Annotated in this window: 10 protein-coding genes, 4 tRNA genes and 1 rRNA gene; all 15 read left to right on the top strand. The window is 55.2% G+C overall.

Going from position 1 to position 10,747, the window contains the following annotated elements:
* Positions 1-103: ribosomal RNA gene (rrf, locus tag AC1DIS_RS19845) — 5S ribosomal RNA — on the top strand; the annotation flags it as partial.
* 135 nt (positions 104-238) lie between these two features.
* Positions 239-1,198: a bifunctional biotin--[acetyl-CoA-carboxylase] ligase/biotin operon repressor BirA gene (gene birA / locus AC1DIS_RS19840; RefSeq protein ID WP_477744631.1), complete on the top strand. Its 960-nt coding sequence runs from the start codon at positions 239-241 to the stop codon at positions 1,196-1,198.
* Positions 1,188-1,937 carry a pantothenate kinase gene (locus AC1DIS_RS19835; protein WP_477744630.1) on the top strand — a complete coding sequence of 250 codons (750 nt, stop codon included), beginning with the start codon at positions 1,188-1,190 and terminating at the stop codon, positions 1,935-1,937. The genes birA and AC1DIS_RS19835 overlap by 11 nt, the downstream gene beginning before the upstream one ends.
* Before the next feature lie 7 nt (positions 1,938-1,944).
* A complete protein-coding gene (locus AC1DIS_RS19830) occupies positions 1,945-2,385 on the top strand; it encodes a hypothetical protein (protein ID WP_064620713.1) in 441 nt (146 codons plus the stop codon).
* A 143-nt stretch (positions 2,386-2,528) separates the two neighbouring features.
* Positions 2,529-2,613, top strand: a tRNA-Tyr gene (locus AC1DIS_RS19825).
* Positions 2,614-2,637: 24 nt separating this feature from the next.
* Positions 2,638-2,711: transfer RNA gene (locus tag AC1DIS_RS19820), tRNA-Gly, on the top strand.
* 26 nt (positions 2,712-2,737) lie between these two features.
* Positions 2,738-2,813: transfer RNA gene (locus AC1DIS_RS19815), tRNA-Thr, on the top strand.
* Positions 2,814-2,987: 174 nt separating this feature from the next.
* Positions 2,988-3,063: transfer RNA gene (locus AC1DIS_RS19810), tRNA-Trp, on the top strand.
* Between the two features lie 45 nt (positions 3,064-3,108).
* Entirely contained in the window at positions 3,109-3,477 is a 369-nt protein-coding gene (secE, locus tag AC1DIS_RS19805; protein WP_007933728.1) for a preprotein translocase subunit SecE, read from the top strand.
* Between the two features lie 9 nt (positions 3,478-3,486).
* Positions 3,487-4,020 carry a transcription termination/antitermination protein NusG gene (gene nusG, locus AC1DIS_RS19800; protein ID WP_007933727.1) on the top strand — a complete coding sequence of 178 codons (534 nt, stop codon included), beginning with the start codon at positions 3,487-3,489 and terminating at the stop codon, positions 4,018-4,020.
* Between the two features lie 117 nt (positions 4,021-4,137).
* Positions 4,138-4,569, top strand: a complete 432-nt coding sequence (rplK, locus tag AC1DIS_RS19795) for a 50S ribosomal protein L11 (RefSeq protein ID WP_007933726.1) — start codon at positions 4,138-4,140, stop codon at positions 4,567-4,569.
* Positions 4,569-5,264 (top strand): 50S ribosomal protein L1, encoded by a 696-nt coding sequence (gene rplA, locus AC1DIS_RS19790; RefSeq protein WP_007933725.1) that lies wholly within the window; start codon positions 4,569-4,571, stop codon positions 5,262-5,264. Before rplK ends, rplA begins: the two co-directional genes overlap by 1 nt.
* Positions 5,265-5,462: 198 nt before the next feature.
* A complete protein-coding gene (gene rplJ / locus AC1DIS_RS19785) occupies positions 5,463-5,963 on the top strand; it encodes a 50S ribosomal protein L10 (protein WP_018925653.1) in 501 nt (166 codons plus the stop codon).
* Between the two features lie 78 nt (positions 5,964-6,041).
* On the top strand, positions 6,042-6,407 hold the full coding sequence (gene rplL / locus AC1DIS_RS19780; protein WP_018925654.1) for a 50S ribosomal protein L7/L12: 366 nt from the start codon (positions 6,042-6,044) through the stop codon (positions 6,405-6,407).
* A gap of 220 nt (positions 6,408-6,627) precedes the next feature.
* Complete coding sequence (gene rpoB / locus AC1DIS_RS19775; RefSeq protein ID WP_018925655.1) at positions 6,628-10,701, top strand: DNA-directed RNA polymerase subunit beta; 4,074 nt, start codon at positions 6,628-6,630, stop codon at positions 10,699-10,701.
* Positions 10,702-10,747: the final 46 nt, after the last annotated feature.

The following is a 10,747-nucleotide window of genomic DNA, read 5'->3' as shown; positions in this document are numbered from 1 at the left end:
GAGCATTGGAACCACCTGATCCCATCCCGAACTCAGAAGTGAAACGATGCATCGCCGATGGTAGTGTGGGGTTTCCCCATGTGAGAGTAGGTCATCGTCAAGATTAAATTCCGAAACCCCTATCTGCGTATGCAGGTAGGGGTTTTTTTTTGTCCGCAGGAAAACTGACGTTTAGGGTTTCTATGCAACTGCTCGGTGCATGGCTATCATGCGGGCCTCATTGTGAGGCGAGACTTGCATGCTGACGTTGTTAAAGCTTCTTAAGGATGGCCGATTCCATTCGGGCCAGGCCCTGGGCGTCGCCTTGGGCGTCAGTCGTAGCGCTGTATGGAAGCAGCTTCAGCATTTGGAGGCTGAGCTCGGCTTATCCATTCATAAAGTGCGCGGTCGCGGCTATCAGCTGGCTGCGCCATTGACGCTGCTTGACCCTGTCGAGATATGCGCGCGTGAGCCTTCCTGTGAGTGGCCCATCCTGGTCCTCGACTCAATTGACTCTACCAATGCTGAAGCCTTGCGCGCTATCGAGCGTGGCCAGATCGCGCCATTTCTGGTGCTTGCCGAGCGGCAAACGGCCGGTCGCGGACGGCGTGGACGCAAGTGGGTGAGTCCGTTCGCAGAAAACATCTATTACAGCCTGGTGTTGCGCATTGAGGGTGGGATGCGGCAACTGGAAGGCTTGAGTCTAGTTGTTGGGCTCGCCGTACTGCAGGCCTTGCGAGAGCTTGGTATTTCAGGCGCGGGTTTGAAGTGGCCTAATGATGTTCTGGTTGGTCAGAAAAAAATTGCTGGAATATTGCTCGAATTAGTGGGTGATCCTGCAGATGTGTGTCACGTAGTGATCGGTGTCGGGATCAATGTGAACATGCAGATGACTGATGAGGTTGACCAGCAGTGGACGTCCGTGCGGCTCGAGTCGGGTAAGGCGGTTGATCGCAATCACCTGGTTGCGAAGTTGGGGGTGATGCTCCGGGCCTACTTGAGTCGCCACCAGGTCGACGGATTTCCGGCTATCCGGGCGGAGTGGGAGCAAAATCATCTATGGCAGGGGCGCGCCGTGTCGTTGATTGCTGGAGCTAGTCAGATAGATGGAGAGGTGTTGGGTATCGATGGTCAGGGTGCCTTGCGCTTGAAGGTGGATGGCGTGGAAAAAGTCTTTAGTGGTGGTGAGCTCAGCCTGAGGTTGCGTGATGATACTTGAGCTCGATTGTGGAAACAGTTTCATCAAGTGGCGTGTGCTCGGCGCGGATGTCGGGCGGGTGGTTGGTGAGGGTGTCGTTGATTCGGATCTCGCGCTGCTTGAGAGTTTGAAGGGGCTCAAGGGGCTCGCTCTCAAGCATTGTCGGTTAGTGAGTGTCAGAACCGCTGAAGAAACCGGAGCCTTGATCTCTTCGTTGACAGAGGCTTTCGGCGTTTCCGTGGTGTGCGCCACACCGGCTCGCGAAATGTCCGGGGTTCGTAATGGCTATGAAGAGTTCGAGCGGCTAGGACTTGATCGCTGGCTTGCAATGCTCGGAGGATTTCACCTGGCTTCAGGTGCTTGTCTGGTGCTCGACTTCGGTACCGCGGTCACTGCTGATTTTGTCGCTAGGGATGGCGAGCATCTTGGAGGCTTCATCTGTCCGGGAATGCCCTTAATGCGTAACCAGTTGCGTACTCATACCCGTAGAATCCGCTATGGCGACCTTGCTGCCGAGCGTGCTTTGGAGAGTCTTATTCCTGGGCGTACTACCGTCGAGGCGGTCGAGCGAGGTTGTGTGCTGATGTTGAGGGGCTTTGTTCAGGCTCAGCTAGATTTGGCGCGCAGTTATTGGGGGGAGGATTTCGCTGTATTCCTCACAGGAGGAGATGCTGATCTGGTCTCCGAGATTGTGCCTGGGGCCAGGGTGGTTCCAGATCTGGTGTTTGTAGGGTTGGCTATGGCGTGTCCCTTGTCTTGAGGTTTTTATGCGTTGGTTGTTCCTGCTGCTGCTTGTTCTCAATGTGTTCTATTACGTCTGGCACCAACAGGAGGCCCCGCTTCGCGCGAAGGATGTGACCCCCTTGAGTATGTATCGGGGCTCTCAGCAGGACATTCGTTTGTTGAGTGAGGCGACTGATACGACCCGAGATAAAGGAAAATCCACGCAGACAGAAAGCAGTTGTCTCTATCTGGGCGGTTCTGCCCGGCAGGAAGTCGCTCAGGCAATCGAGCATCGATTGAGTGGCATGGACATCAAGTTTCAGCCCTTGCCGAAGGATCTCCCTGAATATGCGGGTTACTGGGTGCGTGTGGCGCCGGAAAGCCGGCGTTTGCTGGATGACTTGCAGTTGCAAAGCCTTTCTAAAGAATTCAATGAGTTAAAACATAAAATAATGCCGTGTGAGGGGGTTGCACCTGTCGAATAGTTTGCATAGAATGGCGCCCGCTTCGCAGTGAAGACCTTTTAAAGGTTGACGGTGCGAAGCGAGGTCAACGCAGCTAACCTCAGGTTTTTAATGAGAAAATGCTTGACAGAAGGCTGGCATAGTATAGAATGCCGGCTCGCTTAGGAGGGGTTCCCGAGCGGCCAAAGGGATCAGACTGTAAATCTGACGTCTACGACTTCGAAGGTTCGAATCCTTCCCCCTCCACCATTTTTAGCGAGAGCTGCAAGCTCCGCGGGTATAGTTTAGTGGTAGAACCTCAGCCTTCCAAGCTGATGATGCGGGTTCGATTCCCGCTACCCGCTCCAGGTTTGCAGGTCCTGCAAAGTGTTACGCTCTTGTAGCTCAGTTGGTAGAGCACACCCTTGGTAAGGGTGAGGTCAGCGGTTCAAATCCGCTCAAGAGCTCCATATAACAAGGCAGATATGAAAATATCTGCCTTTGTTTTAATGGCTTGTAGATGCGCGTCGTTGCCTGAGAAGGTGTTGTGCATCTTTGGTGCTGGTGTGCATGGCCAGGATCGATGAGTAAATTGTTGTAAAGTCTTTTTCGGGCCGGCATAATGGTCGGCCTGATTTTGTTTTAGGTCAGTAGCTCAATTGGCAGAGCGACGGTCTCCAAAACCGTAGGTTGGGGGTTCGATTCCCTCCTGACCTGCCAGATTCACCAGGTGTGTCTGGCTTTCTTTTCACAGGATCTTCATAGATGACTCCTAAAGCTGAAGCTCAAGGCTCTCGCTTCGATCTACTCAAGTGGCTGGTAGTAGTTGCTTTGGTGATTGTTGGCGTTGTTGGCAATCAGTATTACTCTGCTTCGCCGATCCTGTACCGCGTGCTCGCTTTGCTGGTCATTGCTGCTGTAGCTGCCTTTGTAGGCCTGCAGACGGTTAAGGGCAAGTCTTTCTTTGTACTGGTTAAGGAAGCGCGCACCGAGATTCGTAAAGTCGTTTGGCCAACTCGCCAAGAAACTACGCAGACCACGTTGATCGTTGTGGCTGTTGTTCTGGTTATGGCGTTGCTGTTGTGGGGGCTTGATTCCCTGCTCGGTTGGCTTGTTTCCTTGATCGTCGGCTAAGGGTGTCCCGTGGCTAAGCGTTGGTACGTTGTGCATGCTTACTCCGGTTACGAGAAGCATGTCATGCGTTCGTTGATCGAGCGCGTAAAGCTGGCTGGCATGGAAGATGGCTTCGGCGAAATTCTGGTTCCCACTGAAGAAGTGGTTGAGATGCGTAATGGCCAGAAGCGCAAAAGCGAGCGCAAATTCTTCCCTGGTTATGTGCTGGTTCAGATGGACATGAACGAGGGTACTTGGCACTTGGTCAAGGATACTCCTCGGGTGATGGGCTTCATCGGTGGTACTGCCGACAAGCCTGCACCAATCACAGATAAAGAAGCAGAAGCGATTCTGCGTCGCGTTGCTGATGGTAGCGACAAGCCGAAGCCGAAGACGTTGTTCGAGCCGGGTGAGTCGGTACGTGTCAACGACGGGCCGTTTGCCGATTTTACCGGCACGGTTGAAGAGGTTAACTACGAAAAGAGCCGGATCCAAGTGGCGGTGCTCATTTTCGGTCGCTCTACTCCGGTAGAGTTGGAGTTCAGTCAGGTCGAAAAGGTCTAGCTGAGCAAGCATCCCAACCCCGCAGCCCTAGGCTGTGGGGTTTTGTCGTCACTGGGATAAACGCGCAAGTAACCGGGGAGCCTTTCGAGGCGTTTGAACCCGTAATTGGAGTGCCTCATGGCCAAGAAGATTACCGCTTACATCAAGCTGCAAGTGAAGGCCGCTCAGGCTAACCCAAGCCCACCTGTTGGTCCTGCTCTGGGTCAGCACGGCGTGAACATCATGGAATTCTGCAAGGCTTTCAACGCCCGTACTCAGGGTCTTGAGCCAGGTCTGCCGACTCCAGTGATCATCACTGTCTACAGCGACCGTAGCTTCACGTTCGAAACCAAATCCACTCCTGCTTCGGTTCTGCTGAAGAAGGCTGCTGGTCTGACTAGCGGTTCCGCTCGTCCGAACACCGTTAAGGTTGGCACTGTGACTCGTGCTCAGCTGGAAGAAATCGCGAAAACCAAAAACGCGGATCTGACTGCAGCTGATATGGAAGCAGCCGTGCGTACTATCGCCGGTTCTGCTCGTAGCATGGGCCTTAACGTGGAGGGTGTGTAATGGCTAAGCTGACCAAGCGTCAAAAGGCTATCGCCGGCAAAATCGAAGCAGGCAAGGCCTACAACTTTGTAGACGCTGCTGCTCTGCTGTCCGAGCTGTCGACTGTCAAGTTCAGCGAGTCGTTCGACGTAGCTGTGAACCTGGGTGTTGACCCGCGTAAATCCGACCAGGTCGTTCGTAGCGCTACCGTGCTGCCGCACGGTACCGGCAAGACCGTTCGCGTTGCTGTGTTCACTCAGGGTCCAGCTGCCGAGGCCGCTCTGGCTGCCGGCGCTGACCGTGTAGGTATGGACGACCTGGCTGCCGAAATGAAAGGCGGCGACCTGAACTATGACGTAGTGATCGCATCCCCGGATGCAATGCGCGTTGTAGGTCAGTTGGGTCAGATCCTCGGTCCACGTGGTCTGATGCCTAACCCTAAAGTCGGCACAGTAACTCCTGACGTAGCTACCGCGGTTAAAAACGCCAAGGCTGGTCAGGTTCGTTATCGCACCGACAAAAACGGCATCATCCACACTTCCGTTGGCAAAGTCGGCTTCGATGCCGTCAAGCTGAAGGAAAACGTTGAAGCCCTGATCGCTGATCTGAAGCGTATCAAGCCAGCTTCCTCGAAAGGTATTTACGTCAAGCGCGTTACCCTGAGCACTACTATGGGCCCAGGTCTGGTCATCGACCAGGGTTCGCTCGACGCGTAAGACGCAGGTTGGCGCAAGTAATTGCGCCAATTGAAAGATTGGGGTCCCTGCCTGGCGGGGGCTATCCAAGACCGTAGGCGACGCAAGTCTTAAACCTCAAGCCTACGCAGATGGTGCTCCCGGTTCCTTACCGAATCAGACACCAAAACGACATCCGGTTTCGACTGGATGAAACGGTAACAAGCAGGAGTTAAACCCGTGGCAATTAAACTCGAAGACAAGAAGGCCATCGTCGCTGAAGTCAACGAGGCTGCCAAAGTCGCTCTGTCCGCTGTCGTGGCTGATGCCCGTGGCGTAACAGTAGGCGCGATGACCGGACTCCGTAAAGAGGCTCGTGAAGCTGGCGTTTATGTACGTGTCGTACGTAACACCCTGCTCAAGCGCGCTGTTGCTGACACTGAATTCAGTGTCCTCAACGACGTGTTCACCGGCCCTACCCTGATTGCATTCTCCAAAGAACATCCAGGCGCTGCTGCCCGGATTTTCAAAGAGTTCGCCAAGGGTCAGGACAAGTTCGAGATCAAGGCAGCTGCGTTTGATGGCAAGTTCCTTGCCGCTAACCAGATCGACGTGTTGGCTACCCTGCCGACCCGCGACGAAGCTATTGCGAAACTGATGAGCGTGATCCAAGGCGCTACCAGCAAGCTGGCTCGTACCCTGGCAGCCGTTCGCGACCAGAAAGAAGCTGCTGCTGCCTAAGGCACAGCGAGACCTTTCAAAATCATATGTTTAATTTGATGGCTGCGTAAGCTGTCACCCCAATACAGGATTCAAGTCATGTCTCTGACTAACGAACAAATCATCGAAGCAATCGGCCAGAAAACCGTTCTGGAAGTTGTTGAGCTGATCAAAGCAATGGAAGAAACCTTCGGCGTTACCGCTGCTGTTGCTGCTGCTGGTCCAGCTGCTGCTGCCGCTGTTGTTGAAGAGCAAACTGAATTCAACGTCATGCTGACCGAAGCTGGCGAGAAGAAAGTTAACGTGATCAAGGCTGTACGTGAACTGACCGGTCTGGGCCTGAAAGAAGCCAAGGCTGTAGTTGACGGCGCTCCTGCCATGGTTCTGGAAGCTGTTGCCAAAGACGCAGCTGACAAAGCCAAAGCAGCTCTGGAAGAAGCAGGCGCTAAAGTCGAGCTGAAATAAGCATCGACTTTGCTCCTCCAGCCCGAGCGTTAAGCGAAAGGCTGATGGCTGGTGGCTCTTGCCACCGGCCTTTTTCCGTTATTGGCAGCCGACTGGGTCGGTGCTGGTAACGAGCTGTATCCACCCGATGTGGTGGCGCAAACCATGGGGTTTGCACGATTTTCTGGCTGCTCCCGTCGGGAGGGGCCAAACAAGCAGGTGACCAAGCTGGGGAACGCTGATGGCTTACTCATATACTGAGAAAAAACGTATCCGCAAGGACTTTAGCAAGTTGCCGGACGTCATGGATGTGCCGTACCTCCTGGCCATCCAGCTGGATTCGTATCGTGAATTCTTGCAAGCGGGAGCGACTAAAGATCAGTTCCGCGACGTGGGCCTGCATGCGGCCTTCAAATCCGTTTTCCCGATCATCAGCTACTCCGGCAATGCTGCGCTGGAGTACGTCGGTTATCGCCTGGGCGAACCGGCATTTGATGTCAAAGAATGCGTATTGCGCGGTGTAACTTATGCCGTACCTTTGCGGGTAAAAGTGCGCCTGATCATTTTCGACAAAGAATCGTCGAACAAAGCGATCAAGGACATCAAAGAGCAAGAAGTCTACATGGGTGAAATCCCCCTGATGACTGAGAACGGTACCTTCGTAATCAACGGTACCGAGCGTGTAATCGTTTCCCAGCTGCACCGTTCCCCGGGCGTGTTCTTCGACCACGACCGTGGCAAGACGCACAGCTCCGGCAAACTGCTGTACTCCGCGCGCATCATTCCTTACCGCGGTTCGTGGCTGGACTTCGAGTTCGACCCGAAAGATTGCGTATTTGTGCGTATCGACCGTCGCCGCAAGCTGCCTGCATCGGTACTGCTGCGCGCGCTGGGCTATACCACTGAAGAAGTGCTGGACGCGTTCTACACCACCAACGTCTTCCATGTGCAGGGTGAAAACCTCAGCCTGGAACTGGTGCCTCAGCGCCTGCGTGGTGAAATTGCTGTCCTCGATATTCAGGATGACAAAGGCAAGGTTATTGTCGAGCAAGGTCGTCGTATTACCGCTCGCCACATCAACCAGCTGGAAAAAGCCGGGATCAAAGAGCTGCAAGTGCCTCTGGACTACGTCCTGGGTCGCACTACCGCCAAGGTCATCGTGCATCCGGCTACCGGCGAAATCCTGGCAGAGTGCAACACCGAGCTGAACACCGAAATCCTGGCAAAAATTGCCAAGGCGGGCGTTGTTCGCATCGAAACTCTGTACACCAACGATATCGACTGCGGTCCGTTCGTCTCCGACACCCTGAAGATCGACTCCACCAGCAACCAATTGGAAGCGCTGGTCGAGATCTATCGCATGATGCGTCCAGGCGAGCCGCCAACCAAGGACGCTGCCGAGACACTGTTCAACAACCTGTTCTTCAGTCCTGAGCGCTATGACCTGTCTGCGGTCGGCCGGATGAAGTTCAACCGTCGTATCGGTCGTACCGAGATCGAAGGTTCGGGCGTGTTGTGCAAAGAAGACATCGTCGCGGTTCTGAAGACTCTGGTCGACATCCGTAACGGTAAAGGCATCGTCGATGACATCGACCACCTGGGTAACCGTCGTGTTCGCTGCGTAGGCGAAATGGCCGAGAACCAGTTCCGCGTTGGCCTGGTACGTGTTGAGCGTGCGGTCAAAGAGCGTCTGTCGATGGCTGAAAGCGAAGGCCTGATGCCGCAAGACCTGATCAACGCCAAGCCAGTGGCTGCGGCGGTGAAAGAGTTCTTCGGTTCCAGTCAGCTGTCCCAGTTCATGGACCAGAACAACCCGCTGTCCGAGATCACCCACAAGCGTCGTGTCTCTGCACTCGGCCCAGGCGGTTTGACTCGCGAACGTGCAGGCTTCGAAGTCCGTGACGTACACCCGACTCACTACGGTCGTGTATGCCCGATTGAAACGCCGGAAGGTCCGAACATCGGTCTGATCAACTCCCTGGCCGCCTATGCGCGCACCAACCAGTACGGCTTCCTCGAGAGCCCGTACCGCGTGGTGAAAGACGCTCTGGTCACCGACGAGATCGTTTTCCTGTCCGCCATCGAAGAAGCTGATCACGTGATCGCTCAGGCTTCGGCCACGATGAACGACAAGAAAGTCCTGATCGACGAGCTGGTAGCTGTTCGTCACTTGAACGAGTTCACCGTCAAGGCGCCGGAAGATGTCACCTTGATGGACGTGTCGCCGAAGCAGGTAGTTTCGGTTGCTGCGTCGCTGATCCCGTTCCTCGAGCACGACGACGCCAACCGTGCGTTGATGGGTTCGAACATGCAGCGTCAAGCTGTACCAACCCTGCGTGCTGACAAGCCGCTGGTAGGTACCGGCATGGAACGTAACGTGGCTCGCGACTCCGGCGTTTGCGTCGTGGCTCGTCGTGGCGGCGTGATCGATTCCGTCGACGCCAGCCGTATCGTGGTTCGTGTTGCTGATGATGAAGTTGAAACCGGCGAAGCTGGTGTCGACATCTACAACCTGACCAAGTACACCCGCTCCAACCAGAACACCTGCATCAACCAGCGTCCGCTGGTGAGCAAAGGTGATCGGGTTCAGCGCAGCGACATCATGGCCGACGGTCCGTCCACCGATATGGGTGAACTGGCTCTGGGTCAGAACATGCGCATCGCGTTCATGGCATGGAACGGCTTCAACTTCGAAGACTCCATCTGCCTGTCCGAGCGTGTTGTTCAGGAAGACCGTTTCACCACGATCCACATCCAGGAACTGACCTGTGTGGCGCGTGACACCAAGCTTGGGCCAGAGGAAATCACTGCAGACATCCCGAACGTGGGTGAAGCTGCACTGAACAAGCTGGACGAAGCCGGTATCGTTTACGTAGGTGCTGAAGTAGGCGCAGGCGACATCCTGGTAGGTAAGGTCACTCCGAAAGGTGAGACCCAACTGACTCCGGAAGAAAAACTGCTGCGTGCGATCTTCGGTGAAAAAGCCAGCGACGTTAAAGACACCTCCCTGCGTGTGCCTACCGGCACCAAGGGTACTGTCATCGACGTACAGGTCTTCACTCGTGACGGCGTTGAGCGTGATGCTCGTGCACTGTCGATCGAGAAGACTCAACTCGACGAGATCCGCAAGGACCTGAACGAAGAGTTCCGTATCGTTGAAGGCGCTACTTTCGAACGTCTGCGTTCCGCTCTGGTCGGCCACAAAGCCGAAGGCGGCGCCGGTCTGAAGAAAGGTCAGGAAATCACCGACGAAGTTCTCGACGGTCTTGAGCACGGCCAGTGGTTCAAGCTGCGCATGGCTGAAGATGCTCTGAACGAGCAGCTCGAGAAGGCTCAGGCCTACATCGTTGATCGCCGCCGTCTGCTGGACGACAAGTTCGAAGACAAGAAGCGCAAGCTGCAGCAGGGCGATGACCTGGCTCCAGGCGTGCTGAAAATCGTCAAGGTTTACCTGGCAATCCGTCGCCGCATCCAGCCGGGCGACAAGATGGCCGGTCGTCACGGTAACAAGGGTGTGGTCTCCGTGATCATGCCGGTTGAAGACATGCCGCACGATGCCAATGGCACCCCGGTCGACGTCGTCCTCAACCCGTTGGGCGTACCTTCGCGTATGAACGTTGGTCAGATCCTTGAAACCCACCTGGGCCTCGCGGCCAAAGGTCTGGGCGAGAAGATCAACCGGATGGTCGAAGAGCAGCGTAAGGTTGCTGAACTTCGCACCTTCCTGGACGAGATCTACAACCAGATCGGCGGTCGTAACGAAGATCTGGATAGCTTCTCCGACCAGGAAATTCTGGATCTGGCGAAGAACCTGCGTGGCGGCGTTCCAATGGCCACTCCAGTGTTCGACGGCGCCAAGGAAAGCGAAATCAAGGCCATGCTGAAACTGGCAGACCTGCCAGAAAGCGGCCAGATGCAGCTGACCGACGGCCGTACCGGCAACAAGTTCGAGCGCCCGGTTACTGTTGGCTACATGTACATGCTGAAGCTGAACCACTTGGTAGACGACAAGATGCACGCTCGTTCTACCGGTTCGTACAGCCTGGTTACCCAGCAGCCGCTGGGTGGTAAGGCGCAGTTCGGTGGTCAGCGTTTCGGGGAGATGGAGGTCTGGGCACTGGAAGCATACGGTGCTGCTTACACTCTGCAAGAAATGCTCACAGTGAAGTCGGACGATGTGAACGGCCGGACCAAGATGTACAAAAACATCGTGGACGGCGATCACCGTATGGAGCCGGGCATGCCCGAGTCCTTCAACGTGTTGATCAAGGAAATTCGTTCCCTCGGCATCGATATCGATCTGGAAACCGAATAACACGTGACGCGAATCGAGAGCGGGGCAGGATTGCCCGCTCTCTGCT

The organism is Pseudomonas sp. 05N433 (assembly GCF_056396925.1).
This window is presented reverse-complemented; position numbering and strand designations above follow the sequence as displayed.